The organism is Roseburia inulinivorans DSM 16841 (assembly GCF_000174195.1).
Lineage (GTDB): Bacteria > Bacillota > Clostridia > Lachnospirales > Lachnospiraceae > Roseburia > Roseburia inulinivorans.
Genome location: NZ_ACFY01000058.1, coordinates 41,620 through 55,383, shown reverse-complemented (window position 1 = coordinate 55,383; position 13,764 = coordinate 41,620). Strand labels below are relative to the sequence as shown.

At 45.6% G+C, this 13,764-nt stretch carries 9 protein-coding genes; 1 reads left to right on the top strand and 8 read right to left on the bottom strand.

Annotation, left to right across the window (positions count from 1 at the left end; genetic code table 11):
• Window positions 1-72: 72 nt before the first annotated feature.
• Window positions 73-2,178, bottom strand: a complete 2,106-nt coding sequence (locus tag ROSEINA2194_RS06610; protein ID WP_007884754.1) for a glycoside hydrolase family 13 protein — start codon at window positions 2,176-2,178, stop codon at window positions 73-75.
• Between the two features lie 237 nt (window positions 2,179-2,415).
• Here ROSEINA2194_RS06610 and pulA point away from each other — a divergent pair, with 237 nt between their 5' ends.
• The gene (pulA, locus tag ROSEINA2194_RS06605) at window positions 2,416-4,350 is read left to right on the top strand and encodes a type I pullulanase (protein ID WP_007884751.1); all 1,935 of its coding nucleotides are present in this window, start codon (window positions 2,416-2,418) and stop codon (window positions 4,348-4,350) included.
• A gap of 50 nt (window positions 4,351-4,400) precedes the next feature.
• On the opposite strand, the gene ROSEINA2194_RS06600 is transcribed toward pulA, so the two are convergent.
• The 7 genes from ROSEINA2194_RS06600 to ROSEINA2194_RS06570 form a co-directional block, all read right to left on the bottom strand.
• Window positions 4,401-4,784, bottom strand: a complete 384-nt coding sequence (locus ROSEINA2194_RS06600; protein ID WP_007884750.1) for a VOC family protein — start codon at window positions 4,782-4,784, stop codon at window positions 4,401-4,403.
• Window positions 4,785-4,877: 93 nt separating this feature from the next.
• Complete coding sequence (rsmH, locus tag ROSEINA2194_RS06595; protein WP_007884749.1) at window positions 4,878-5,945, bottom strand: 16S rRNA (cytosine(1402)-N(4))-methyltransferase RsmH; 1,068 nt, start codon at window positions 5,943-5,945, stop codon at window positions 4,878-4,880.
• Between the two features lie 89 nt (window positions 5,946-6,034).
• Window positions 6,035-7,210, bottom strand: a complete 1,176-nt coding sequence (gene fliB, locus ROSEINA2194_RS06590) for a flagellin lysine-N-methylase (protein WP_007884748.1) — start codon at window positions 7,208-7,210, stop codon at window positions 6,035-6,037.
• Window positions 7,211-7,665: 455 nt separating this feature from the next.
• Window positions 7,666-9,507, bottom strand: a complete 1,842-nt coding sequence (gene ftsH / locus ROSEINA2194_RS06585; protein ID WP_044927388.1) for an ATP-dependent zinc metalloprotease FtsH — start codon at window positions 9,505-9,507, stop codon at window positions 7,666-7,668.
• A gap of 12 nt (window positions 9,508-9,519) precedes the next feature.
• A complete protein-coding gene (gene hpt / locus ROSEINA2194_RS06580; protein WP_007884745.1) occupies window positions 9,520-10,056 on the bottom strand; it encodes a hypoxanthine phosphoribosyltransferase in 537 nt (178 codons plus the stop codon).
• Window positions 10,037-11,500 carry a tRNA lysidine(34) synthetase TilS gene (gene tilS / locus ROSEINA2194_RS06575; RefSeq protein ID WP_007884744.1) on the bottom strand — a complete coding sequence of 488 codons (1,464 nt, stop codon included), beginning with the start codon at window positions 11,498-11,500 and terminating at the stop codon, window positions 10,037-10,039. Before tilS ends, hpt begins: the two co-directional genes overlap by 20 nt.
• A complete protein-coding gene (locus ROSEINA2194_RS06570; RefSeq protein WP_044927387.1) occupies window positions 11,501-13,345 on the bottom strand; it encodes a SpoIIE family protein phosphatase in 1,845 nt (614 codons plus the stop codon).
• Window positions 13,346-13,764: the final 419 nt, after the last annotated feature.

Here is a 13,764-nt window from a genome sequence, read left to right as displayed (position 1 = left end):
AGCACAAATGTCCTGACAAGGATTGATTATAACATATCATTTTTCATTGTGCAAGATAAGATTTTATATTTTTTACACTTTATATTTCAGCACCGCAGCCGAATGAGGCAGCAGCGTGACGGTGATCCTTCCATCTTCCACTTCGTATTCTTTCGGCATGAGCGAATAGCCAGCCTCCGTGGTGATGATCAGACGCTCCATCTTACAATTTTTTGGAATACCGATACTCCATACTTCCTTTGTGATCTCCTTCTTCTCATCGCTATTATTCAGGATCACAACAAATTGCTGTGTCCGGTTAAACCTGCCGTAACACAATATGTCCTTTTCTCCTTGCAAAAGCTTTAAGGAACCGGTGCGTAAGGCTTCATTTTCCTTATGAATGCGGATCATATCCCGGTGAAAATCCACAAGCACCACATCTTCTTTTCCCCATGGATAGGTTCGGCGGTTATCAGGATCGGTGAATCCACACACGCCTGCCTCATCCCCATAATAAACCGTCGGTGCGCCCGGCCATGTCATCTGAACAACAACTGCTTCCCGGAAAATCCCAAAGTTGACGCCATAATCTGCGGCTTCCGACCCATGGGTTCCCACACGTCCTGCTGTTCCGTTGGTTCTTGTCAGGAATCTCGAATGATCGTGGTTGGATAATTCATTCATCGCACACTGCAACTGGGATGTCTGGAAACTTGCCATAAAGTGGCGCATAGCTCCCTCAAAATCATCCACCTTTCCCTTTTTCTCCGGGATATACTCGTCACTGTGTTTTTCCATTCCTGTCAGAAACCATGTCAAAGGTTCCATAAAGGCATCGTAATTCATGACTGTATCCCACTGGTCACCTTTTTCTAGCCAGTCTTTTGGGTCGCCATAATGCTCCGCCAGAATAAGTGCTTCCGGGTTGGCTGTCTTAACTGCTTTTCGAAAATCCCTCCAAAATTTATGATTGAACTCTGAGGAATGACCTAAATCCGCCGCAACATCCAGACGCCAGCCATCTACATAATATGGTGCTGACACCCATTTTGCTGCGATGCCAAGAATGTAATCGTACAACTCTTCCGAGCCTTCATAATTTAATTTTGGCAGCGTGTCATAATCCCACCACCCCTCATAAGAGGTGTTATCCGGCCAGCCGTTTTCATCCCGGAAACCGAAGAAACTGCGGTAAGGGCTCTCTTTCGACAAAAATGCACCGTCCTCGTAACCTCCGTTTGCGTGATAAATTTTTTCCCGGTCTAACCATTTATTGAACGAACCGCAGTGGTTAAACACACCGTCTAAAATAACTTTCATTCCTCTGGCGTGGATCTCTCTGACCAGCTCCGCAAAAAAAGCATTACTTGCCTCTAAATTTTTAAAATTTGTCACACGGTTTACATAACGTGTTGCCTTGCTGTTATCCGTTGTCCCGGATTGTAAAAGCTCCCCCTCATCGACCACAATTTTTCCATAATGTGGATCGATATGGTCATAGTCCTGAATATCATATTTGTGATTGGATGGTGACACAAAAAGCGGGTTAAAGTAAATGACTTCCACGCCAAGATTCTGTAAGTAATTTAACTTCTGTCTCACGCCCTCTAAATCTCCGCCGTAAAACTCTCCAACAGAAAAATCGGACGGACACTGATTCCAGTCCTCCATTTTTTTACTCGGTGTCTGGATATAATAGCACTCATCCGTCAATACATCATTAGCCGAATCACCATTGTAAAAACGATCCACAAGGATCTGGTACATGACGGCTCCCTTTGACCACTCCGGTGTGGAAAATCCCGGAATGATGCAGAACCGGTAAGCATCCCGCCGCTCCTTGCTCACACCATAACGGTCAAAAAAGACATGCAGCAGACCGGAAGCCACCTCGAAATAATAATAAAACGGCTCCTCTCCCATTGTCATCTCAACCGCATAATAGTCAAATTCACGATCACTTTTTGTTTTCTTCATTTTATAATGTTCACAATCTGTGCAAAGCCAGACGATATCCACGTTATTCTTTCCGGTGCGGAAACGGATCGTCACCTTTTCTCCTGCCTCCGGTTCCGTCGGATTGCGGTAATCTTTTGTTCCATCCGAAAACAGCGCCTCCTTCTTCAAAACCGGACGCATCTGCATAATGTATTGTTGAATACGGTTTAATTCGTATACAGAATATTCTTTTGCCATGGTATTTGGCTCCCTTCAAAAAATCCTTATGATTATAGCACAAAAGTATCTATGCCGATGATTTTTCATTTTTTTTCGCTTTTTTTTCGTACTTTTAAAAATTTTAACCAAAATATATTTATTTTTCTGTTCTTTTATGCTACACTTTCACCAAAACCAGTTTATGTCATGAACATATGACAATGAAAAACCAAAGGTTATACGATTTTATTTGAAGGGAATGAGTATCCAATTATTATGCCAAATATTTATTCTACAGAAAAATTTGAAAAAGAATTTACTTACTCCGGCAGTGACTTAGGTGCCACTTATACACCGGAAAAAACAACCTTCCGCGTGTGGGCTCCTACCGCGGACACTGTCACTTTAAACCTTTATGGATCCGGCACTCCGGGCACAGACGATCTTGTGGAACAGCTCCCGATGACTGCCGATGTAAACGGAACGTGGATCGCTGAAAAAGAGGGCGATTTAAACGGCACTTACTATACTTATCTCGTATCTGTGGGCGGCAATGAAAATGAAGCCTGTGATCCATACGCCCGCACAACCGGTGTCAATGGCAAACGTGCTATGATCCTTGATCTTGCATCCACAGATCCTGATGGCTGGGAAAATGACACCAACCCCAATGCCGGCATGACTTACAATGACGCTGTCATTTACGAGCTTCATGTGCGTGACCTCTCTTCCGATGAGAGTTCCGGCATTCAGAACACCGGAAAATTCTTAGGTCTTACCGAAACAGGAACAACAACTGCCTCCGGCATTCCAACCGGCTTAGACCACATGAAGGATCTTGGGATCACCCATGTGCACCTGCTCCCGATTTATGATTACGCCTCTGTCGACGAGACACAGTCAGACAAACCGCAGTTCAACTGGGGCTATGACCCGGAAAATTATAATGTCCCGGAAGGCTCCTATTCCACCGATCCTTACAACGGTGCTGTCCGTGTTGCCGAGATGAAACAGATGGTAAAAGTACTTCACGACAACCAGATCAGCGTGATCATGGATGTGGTTTACAATCATGTATACAATGCGTCAGATTTCTGTGTAAATCAGATCGTACCGGGCTATTTTTCCCGGGTAAACGAGGATGGAACATACTCCAACGGCTCCGACTGTGGAAATGACACTGCCTCCGAGCGCTCCATGGTGAGAAAGTATATTGTAGACTCTGTCAAATACTGGGCAGATGAATACCACATCGACGGTTTCCGTTTTGACCTTGTCGGACTGATCGACACCGAAACGATCAACGAGGTCGTCACAGAAGTTCACAAAACCCACCCGGATGTCATTTTCTATGGAGAGGGATGGACCATGGATACCGCTGTGACCAAAGACGGCTATAAAATGACCACGCAGCCGAATTCCACCGATGTTCCGGGATTTGCATTTTTCAGCGATACGCTCCGCGACGCTTTGAAAGGTCACGTCTTTTACACCACAAGGAAAGGTTATGTCTCGGGAGCCGCTGATCTTGCCGATACCGTCAAAGGCTGCTTTTTAGGTCAGGCAGGTGACTGGTGTACCACACCGGCTCAGAGCATTAACTACGCCTCCTGCCACGATAATATGACACTGTTAGACCGCATCACAAGATCAACGCCAGGCGTCTCAGAAGAGGACCGTATCCGCATGAACAATCTCTCTGCCGCCATTTACATGACTGCACAGGGCATTCCATTCCTGCAGGCAGGCGAAGAAATGCTCCGCACCAAGATCGATGCCTCCGGCGGTTTTTTGGAAAACAGCTACAATTCCCCGGATTCTGTCAACAGTATCAAATGGGATACGTTAGAAGATGAGACTTATCAGAATGTTTATAACTATTACAAGGGACTGATCGCCTTCCGCAAAGCCCATGCAGCGCTTCGCCTTACCAATGCAGACGATGTCAACGCAAACATCACTTCCGTGGACGGTCTCGACGAAAATGTGCTTGCATTCCGGATCAACGGCGGCGTGAATGGGGAAACGTCCGACGGCATTTTTGTGATCTTCAATCCAAACAGTACAGAGACATCTGTCACACTGCCAGATGGTGCATGGGATGTATGTGTCAACGCTGATCATGCCGGAACCGAAGCACTGACAACCGTTTCCGGTTCTGTTTCCGTGGAACCAATTTCTGCCATGGTACTCGTAAAAAAGGAATCATAAAAAAATAGACAATTGTGATTCTATAAGTTTCGCAATTGTCTATTTTGTCTTTACTCCGTAATCTCGATCTGGTTATCTTCCGGTCCTAACACAGTGCTCTCGTAATAGCCATCCCCGGTAATACGCGGACCACTTAAAACTTCGTAACCTGCCTCATACAGTTTTTCGGTGATGGCATCCACTTTCTCTCTGCTTCCCACTGAAATTGCGATATGGATATAGCCCATCCGCACCAACACTTTCTTCTGATCCTGCATTTCCGGCAGATTCATCAGTTCCAGCCTTGTTCCCTCATCAAACGACAGAAAATAGCTTTTCAGTCCTGTTTTTGGATTATGATATAACTCTCCCGCTTTTGCCCCAAAAAAGCGGATGTAAAACTCCTTTACCACTTCCAGATCTCGTACATACATTGCAATATGTGATATTCTCATGTCCTTTTCCCCCTTCCGGCGTTACTGTTTCTCATACCCCGTTCCAGTAACAATAAGCTTCCTTGATTCCTTCTCCTGCCCGGATACCCGATTTTACTCTGCCCGGACTGCCCAGCGCATCTTCGTAGATCTCGCTCTTCCGTTCTGTGCACATTCCTCTGCGGATGGTCTCACAACATCATTTGCGATTTCAGAATAAACACCTTCTTTGTATCCCTGTTTTAACGCTTTTTTTACAAGTTTATCTTCCCCGGAGTGAAATGTTAAGATTGCTGCTCTTCCACCCGGTTTCAAGGCACCCGGCAATTTTTCCATAAATTCGTATAACACTTCAAACTCGTTGTTCACGTCAATGCGGAGCGCCTGAAATGTTCTCTGACAGGTTTTCTTAACCGTATCCTTTTTCTCCTTCTCCGGAAGAAAACTTAAGGTCTCCTCGATCACCTCACGAAGCCTCGTTGTTGTGTCGATCGGCTTTCCATGTTTCCGCTCAGTCACAATCGCACGTGCCAATTCCTCTGCATATGGTTCATCGGAATTTTCCCAGAGCATGCCTGCAAGTTCGTCCTCGTCGATCTGTGCCAGACGTTCCGCTGCACTGATTCCCTTTTCCGGATTCAGCCTGAGATCCAATGGTCCGTCCACTTTAAATGAAAATCCGCGGTCCGGGTTATCAATCTGCATGGACGACACTCCAAGATCAGCCAGCACAAAATCAAATCCTCCGGCTTCTTTTGCGATCTCATCGATTGTGCAGAAATTCTGCAGCCTGATAGTCAGAATGTCTTCCCCAAACCCGGCATCCGCCAGACGCTTTTTTGTCTTTGCAGACTCAATGGGATCAACATCTGTCGCATACATATGTCCCTGCCCTTTTAAGCATTCCAGCATCGCTTTTGTGTGTCCGCTATAACCTAATGTTGCATCAAACCCGGTCTGCCCAGGTTTGATCTGCAAAAAATCGATGATCTCCCTCACCATAATGGATATATGCATTCCCGCCGGTGTGCTGCCTTTCCGGATCACTTTCTCGATCGTATCCTGATACTTCTCCGGATTCAGTTCCTTGTATTTTTCCTTATAATTTCTCGGATACTTTCCCTTGTACCGCACACGTCTCTTGTGCGGTTCTTCCTGTATATTCTGGTTTTCCTGACTCATAGCTTGCTCCTGTTATCATTTATGCAACATTTGCGAAACTCAATTTTACGTTATGAATATTACGAAAAGTTTCGCGATTGTCTGAATTTTTATCCAACAACCAATGCAAGATATCCCCAATCCCAGACTAACTCCTCAAAACTGTTCTCCAGATATTCGTAGATATCTTCCTCATCATAACCTGTCATACGGCAGATAATAACAATATAATCTCTGACCGTCTCATATGCAATCTCTTTTTGTCCATCCAACAGCCAGCGCAGAAAAATGCTGTGTCTGATCACACCGTACTCCATGGCGATCCACTGATATTGCACCAGCAGACTCTCCAGATCTCCATCCGGCATCAAGAGGTCTGCGTTAAACTCATTGATGAGGAATTTCCGCATCAGTGGGTTGTATGCCTGAAATTCACTTTCAAATACGTGCATCCTGTCTGCCATTTCAGTTTTCAGGTCTGCATTCTGTTCTGCCGCATCTGCCGGATTTCCTATATTTTCAAACAAACCCGAAAGTTCTTCCGCTTTCTCAATGACCGGGTTCAGATAATTCCGGTATAATCCCTCTTTCCGGTAATTGACGGCAAGATCCTGTAACAGCTCATTCCGTTCCTCGATCGTTGCAAATGGATCACGCTCTATCTCCGCAATTGCCCTCCGAAGCTGCTGCTGATTTTCTGCGGAAAAGTAATCTTCGGCAAGCTCTGATAATTTTTCATCCTGCCCACACTTATCGAAAAGTTCCCTTATGATATAAAATCCACAGAGCAGGGATTCCTCCACACGATAGTCCTCATCCAGAAATAACTCTGTCAGCTTTTCCCGGATATAAAAACGTGCGTTTTCCCCGGCATAAATCCTCTGCGGTTCCTCTTCCCGCAACAGGTCAATGACTGCCGGACAGCATGACATTAATGTCTCTTCCTCATGTGTCTCGAAGCGGTGTACTTCCCGCGGAAATACTGCACAGGTTTGCGATAACACGTTGTCTCCATATGTGGTCACAAGTTTACATAACTTGTTTTCGTTCAAAAAAGGACATTTGTGTTCTCCGGTCAGTTCTATCACCCGTCCGCCGTCTTTTTTCGTTGTATAGGCACTCAGATTCTTTTTCTGTGGCAGGACATCCTCCGGCGGAAAAATCTTCTTCCATTTCCGGTTTGTATCTGCGTCTACGCCGATCTTCCACTCCTGACAGCAGGTGATGGAACACTGATCTGCGATGCATGCAAATTTATCGTAATAATCCGGGCGGATTCTTTTCATAATATGTAACTCCTAAATCATTGTATTACCGATCCAATACGATCCACTCTTACATTCTTTTCCTTAAAATTTCTGCATACATTCAATATACCACTTTACACATTTAAAGTGTCTTAATATTTCATTAACTTCCATTTTTGCATAGTAAAAAGGACAGCCTGTCGATCAGCTGTCCTCTTAGGAGAAGGTATTTTTACTATGGGGTATAGCAAAAACTATATATAATGTATTGGGGGGTTTTTACGGTTATTATAGTATCATGATTGTGCGGATAAGTGTGCACAAAGTTCACAAAAATCGCATGCTGTTTTTGTGCAATTTTACATTAGTATTTTTTCGCAGCTTGTAAAATAAAGAAAATCCTGCACAAAAGATAGTTTCTTTTCGTGCAGGGTTTTGTTTTTCCATCATTTACTGTTAAATCCTTGTATCAACAAAATTTCTTGCAAATGCTTTTATAAAACAAAATGATCCATTTCAAAGAGCGCTTCAAACTCTTTCTGGCTGATTTTTTCTTTTTCCAGCAGAAGTTTGGCACAGGCATCTAAAACACTGCGGTTTTCTGTAATGATCTGTCTTGCCTTGGCATAACACTCATCAATGATACGTTTTACTTCCTGGTCGATCGCAGTTGCCACACCTTCCCCATAGCCTCTGGTGTGTGCCAGATCTCTTCCGATGAACACTTCGTCGTCATCATTATCATAGCAGATCAGTCCGACATTCTCCGACATACCATAGCGTGTCACCATCGCTTTTGCCATCTTGGTTGCCTGTTTGATATCCTGGGAAGCACCGGTTGTGATATCGTCAAAGACAAGTTCCTCCGCCACGCGTCCTCCGAGTGAAACGGTGATATCCTGTAACATCTTGCCCTTGGTGTTAAACATCTCATCCTTTTCCGGGAGCGGCATGGTATATCCTGCTGCACCTGCTCCGGTAGGGATAATGGATACAGAATACACAGGTCCTACATCCGGCAGTACATGGAATAAGATCGCATGGCCGGCTTCATGGAATGCAGTGATCCGCTTTTCCTTGTCGGAAATGATACGGCTCTTCTTCTCTGCTCCGATCCCGACTTTTACAAAGGATTTCTTAATATCATTCTGTGTGATGTATGCACGGTTTTCTTTTGCAGCGATGATCGCCGCCTCATTCAGAAGATTTTCCAGATCAGCTCCGGTAAATCCGGCGGTTGTCTGTGCAATCTGTTTTAAGTCCACATCATCACCAAGCGGTTTATTCTTAGCATGCACGGCAAGGATCTCCTCCCTGCCGCCGATATCCGGACGACCGACATACACTTTGCGGTCAAAACGTCCCGGACGCATGATAGCCGGGTCTAAAATATCCACACGGTTCGTTGCCGCCATGACAATAATGCCCTCATTGACGCCAAAACCGTCCATCTCAACAAGCATCTGGTTTAATGTCTGCTCACGCTCATCATGTCCACCGCCCATACCGGTTCCGCGGCGTCTTGCCACCGCATCGATCTCATCGATAAAGACGATACATGGTGCATTTTTCTTTGCTTCCTCAAAAAGGTCACGGACACGGGATGCCCCGACACCGACAAACATCTCCACGAAATCAGATCCAGAAATGCTGAAAAACGGTACGCCCGCTTCCCCTGCAATTGCTTTTGCAAGCAATGTTTTACCGGTTCCAGGAGGTCCGACTAAAAGGACACCCTTCGGGATTCTTGCACCGAGTGCGGTATATTTCTGCGGCGCACGAAGGAAATCCACGATCTCCTCCAACTCCTCTTTTTCCTCTTTCAAACCTGCGACATTGGCAAATGTCACTTTTTTGGCATCCGGCTGCATCAGCTTTGCACGGCTCTTACCAAAATTCATCATCTTGCTGCTGCCGCCGCCCGCGTTTGCCGCTGCCTGATTGGTCATGATCATGAAGAAAATAAACATTGCCCCGAATATGATCAGATATGGAAGCAGTGTCATGATCCAGCTCTCCGCCGGAACATTCTCCATCGTATAATAAGTGATATCCTGATCCTGCAGATAAGATACGATCTCATTTACATCTGACACGATCAGCACCTTCTGTGTGGAATCCGAGAATGTAAGATTCACACTTCCGGTCGGAATCTCACGATTCTGCACAATATCAATGGCTGTTACATCCCCTGACTGGATGTCTTTCTCAAAAGCTGCTCTTGTATAAGAATTTGTGGTTGTATTTCCATCCAGGAAATACCAGACACCAACTACGATCAGAATGAGCACCAGATAAAACCCAAAGCCTCTGTAACTATTATTCCTACTATTCAAAGCTGCTCTCCTTTATTCTTCGTCCTCAAGTTCCACACATCCAATGTATGGCAAATTTCTGTACTGCTGGTCAAGGTCTAATCCAAAACCTACTACAAACTCATCCGGGATCTCAAAACCGACATAATCCACCTTCACATCACACACGCGCCGGTCCGGTTTATCTAACAGTGTGCATAACTTCAGGCTCTTTGGATTTCTTGTTTTCAGGTTCTGAAGCAGATAACTCAGTGTTCTTCCGGAATCAATGATGTCCTCGACCACAAGGACATTCTTTCCCTCAATTGTAGTATCAAGATCTTTTCCGATCTTGACAACACCGCTGGAACTTGTGCCGGCACCATAACTGGAAACAGACATAAAATCGATCTCTACCGGAGAGGTGATCCGCTTAGCAAGTTCACAGGTAAAGAAAATCGATCCCTTTAAAATGCAGATCAGATATACGGTCTCACCGCCATAATCTCTGCTGATCTGTTCTCCCATTGCTTTTACGCGCTCTGTGATCTGTTCTTCTGTCAGATACTTCCTAATATTCTTTACTTTCATGATAATTTCCTCCAAAAAAATGTACTTCTAATATCTTTTTTGTATTTTCATCGATTTTATAATCTGCACTGATCCGCTGTCCGACCGCCCATATAACATGAGAGTCTTCCGTCAGGAGCAGCATGGTATCCCGCATCTCTTTTGGGACTTTTTCGTTAATAAAATACTCTTTCAGTTTCTTTGTGTGTCCCCTGTCATCCACCGTAAGATAATCTCCTGCGGTTCTGGTTCTGATTTGCAGTCCAACTTTGATTTTATCATAATTCAGCCATTTCGTATATGATTTTTTATCAATTTCCCCGATTTTCCCATCCGGGCTGAGTCCGCAAAACCTTACTCTGCCTCCCGGCACTTCCAGTTCCAGTGTCTCTCCATCAAAAACTTTTTGCAGGCTCTCCTTTGGTATTTCTATCAAAAAGGTGTTATCCGCCCTCTTTTTTTCCGTCTCTTTTCTCAGCAAAATACCATGATAATTGCGCTCCGCCAGCACCTGATATGGCAGTTCCACATATCGTCCAACCTGTGAAAAATAAAGGTTTCTCACGCTCTCTACATGTTTTCTCGTAATATCTTTTTTCGATCCTGCCACCTGTCCGATTGCCTTATGGAGAACCTCCCGCTGCACAACTTCGTGGCACTCCTCCCACACGCCCGAATAAAGCTGTATGCCATCGCTTTTTTCAACCACATACATTTCCCGGATATGCTCTGCCTCCTCATTGAGAAAATCTCTCATTTCCTGCAGAAGCGCCGCACTCTGGTTGATATGTGCCACCGCCTGCCCATTGATCTGCTTTAGTTCCGGCAGCACCTGATGCCGGATACGGTTTCTGCTGTATTCTGTATCCAGATTTGTCTCATCCATACAATAGGACTGCCCGCATTCCCTTAAAAATGCCTCGATCTCTTCCCGCGGCTGCGCAAGCAGAGGACGAATCAATTCGTAAATCCCCTCATCCCTGCGGCGGCTCATGCCACACAGTCCATCCAGTCCGCTTCCGCGCACCATCTGAAACAAAACCGTTTCTGCGTTATCCTCCGCATGATGTGCCAGCGCAAGTTTAATCTTCTTTTCCGGAAATTCCTTTTTTACGCTTTCTGCCGCTTTCTTATAACAGTCATATCTTAAAATGCGCGCTGCTTCCTCCAGCCCAAGACCATGTTTCTCCGCAAATAGAGGAACTTCCACTGAAAATATATGACATCTGATCCCATGATCCTGACACAGGTTTTTCACAAACGCAGCGTCTTTCCGGCTCTCTTCCCCACGGATGCCATGTTCCACATGGACTGCTTCCAATAAAAAATCTGTTTTTTTCTGTAACTGCTCCAGCATCAATAGGAGGCAGACGGAATCAGCACCGCCGGATACCCCTGCGAGTACTATGTCCCCGTCTTCCACTATTTTTTCTTTTTTCCATTCGTTTAAAAGTTCATTTGTCATCTATTTCTCCCAGATGCAGGTTGCAAGAATGGTCATATCATCCGAAACCTTTCCCCCTGTAAAAAGAAGCACCCGCTCCAAAATCTTTTTCGCCAGGATGCCCGGATGATTGGTGTTGATACTCTCGATGATCTCCTGCATTGTTTCTTCCGGATTTGGTACATGCAGATATTCTAACACACCATCCGTGACCATGACAACAAAATCGCCGTTTTTCAGGGTTATCTTTTTATGCTCGATCTCGGGGTTTGTCCCGACGCCGACCGGCAGCGAATTCGGAGCAAAACTTGTCACCTCCTGCCCGTGCCTGATAAAGCTTCCCGCTGCTCCAATCTTGTAAAAATCCGCCGCCCCATCATAAAGGTTCACCATACACAAATCAACGGTAGAATACAGATCGCTCTCCCCTTTCATCACCATCGCCGAGTTCATCATACGGATCGCTGTCTCCACCGAAAAACCGGCTTCCAAAAAGCGTTCCACAAGATCTAACACCATCTCACTCTCTTTGCATGCGGCACTGCCGGAGCCCATGCCATCCGAGAGTCCGAGCAGAAGATCACCGCGCTCCAGCTCCAGAAACGAGAAATTGTCCCCGGAAATCTGTGCACCATCTTTTTTCAGCCGTGCGATTCCCTGCACACTGCGGTATTTTGTATCCTCGTAAAACAAAAAATCGGTGCGTTCCTTTGAGATAAATGAGCGGCAGTCTGCGGCAGCACGGATATCTTTTCCAAGCGCATGGCTGACCGCTGCGAGAAATGATTTCACAGAAACACAGCCGCCCATTTTACTGCGCAGTCCCGCGGTCAGCCGCAGACGTCCCTCCTGATTCTCATACAAGTGCATTTCCTCAATGACGATCCCGCTCTCTTTTGCCCGGTAGCGTATCTCTGCCAACGCCTTTTTCTCCTGCGTATCCAGCAGTTTTTCCTCCTTCGCACAGTCTTTCATAATGTACGCCATCGCATCGAGCTGTTCTGCGATCGTCTGACGGTTTTCCAACAGACGGTTGTACCACGCACGGTTTAAGCTTGCCTTCTCAAACACACGCACTGCCTCCTCCACCATATCTTTGCTGTGTTTGCAGTAGTGGCTTAGTTCCTCCTCGCTCTCTTTCGCCGGAGTCCCCACATTCAGGATCGACGTGATCATGTTAGACAAAATTCCATACAGCGGCGTAGATTCCTGCTCCCAGCATATCGCACAGCAGTCACAGTTTGCGCAGAGCCTTCCGGTCAGCTCATTTTGCATTTGTCCGAGTTCCTCCGCCGTGTACTGCTCCTTTTTTTTACTCATATTCATAAAAATCTGTGACAATCCCTGAAACGATTCCGCATACCCCGAAAGGCGTTCCTCCTTGCCTCTGTCCACAGGTTCCTGCTCTATCCTGTTTCCACGCCCCTGCCACTCCATAAAAAAATGAATGCCGCGGTTTAAAAGGATCACCGCGCCGAATACAAAGATCCCTTCCAGAAACACCGCCAGTACCTCCGGCTGGTCTTTCCATTCCAGCAGTCCGCCACAGAAAGACAGAATCATCGTCGTGATTGCTGTCAGGATTGCAGCCAGAAATGCGGGGCAGCCCTCGTTCGCCCACTCTACCAGTTTGATCGCACCTGCGGTCACAAGAAGCGCCATTGCGTATTTTACCGTTGCAGTCAGTGGCATAAAATAAAGCATTCCTATGTACATTGCAGCTGTCAGCCACACGCCGCTTACTCCTTCCAAGAATGCTGCCGCAAAATACGCCGGGGCAAGTGGATAGCAGCCCATCATTTGCATACTGCATGCAAGAACGCCTCCCGCAATCGTTATCATCTGTTTACCTGCACTTTTTTTCATGACATAATCTCCTTTTACCATTCAACGATAATTACAAAACTCTACTCCACGCTATGAATGTTGTAAAAATGTAACAAAATTTTCGAAGACACGCTCTCGCTACGTGTCGCTCACAGCGGTACTAAGAAGCCATCTCCTGCATTTCATTTCTGATAAATCAGAATGAAATACAGAATCTGCCTTCTAAGAACCGGTGGCTCCCCAGTGTCTTCTCAAACTTTTGTCACATTTTCACAACTTCATTCACGTTTTCTATTAGTTTTGTAATTATCTGCTACTGTACATATGCAACTACGAAATTTAGACATACGTTTCTATGTCTTTCACAATTGCCATGCGACCGTGCCAACGATTATAGAAGTTGTCACAAAAAATCTTTGTCAAAGGAGCGACGTGTCAAAAAAAAGTTTTCGCCAAAA

Excerpts from the sequence above, each read along its gene's own strand:
- ROSEINA2194_RS06610 (WP_007884754.1), bottom strand. The coding sequence starts at position 2,178 with ATGGCAAAAGAATATTCTGTATACGAATTAAACCGTATTCAACAATAC.
- pulA (WP_007884751.1), top strand. The coding sequence starts at position 2,416 with ATGCCAAATATTTATTCTACAGAAAAATTTGAAAAAGAATTTACTTAC.
- ROSEINA2194_RS06600 (WP_007884750.1), bottom strand. The coding sequence starts at position 4,784 with ATGAGAATATCACATATTGCAATGTATGTACGAGATCTGGAAGTGGTA.
- rsmH (WP_007884749.1), bottom strand. The coding sequence starts at position 5,945 with ATGAGTCAGGAAAACCAGAATATACAGGAAGAACCGCACAAGAGACGT.
- fliB (WP_007884748.1), bottom strand. The coding sequence starts at position 7,210 with ATGAAAAGAATCCGCCCGGATTATTACGATAAATTTGCATGCATCGCA.
- hpt (WP_007884745.1), bottom strand. The coding sequence starts at position 10,056 with ATGAAAGTAAAGAATATTAGGAAGTATCTGACAGAAGAACAGATCACA.
- tilS (WP_007884744.1), bottom strand. The coding sequence starts at position 11,500 with ATGACAAATGAACTTTTAAACGAATGGAAAAAAGAAAAAATAGTGGAA.
- ROSEINA2194_RS06570 (WP_044927387.1), bottom strand. The coding sequence starts at position 13,345 with ATGAAAAAAAGTGCAGGTAAACAGATGATAACGATTGCGGGAGGCGTT.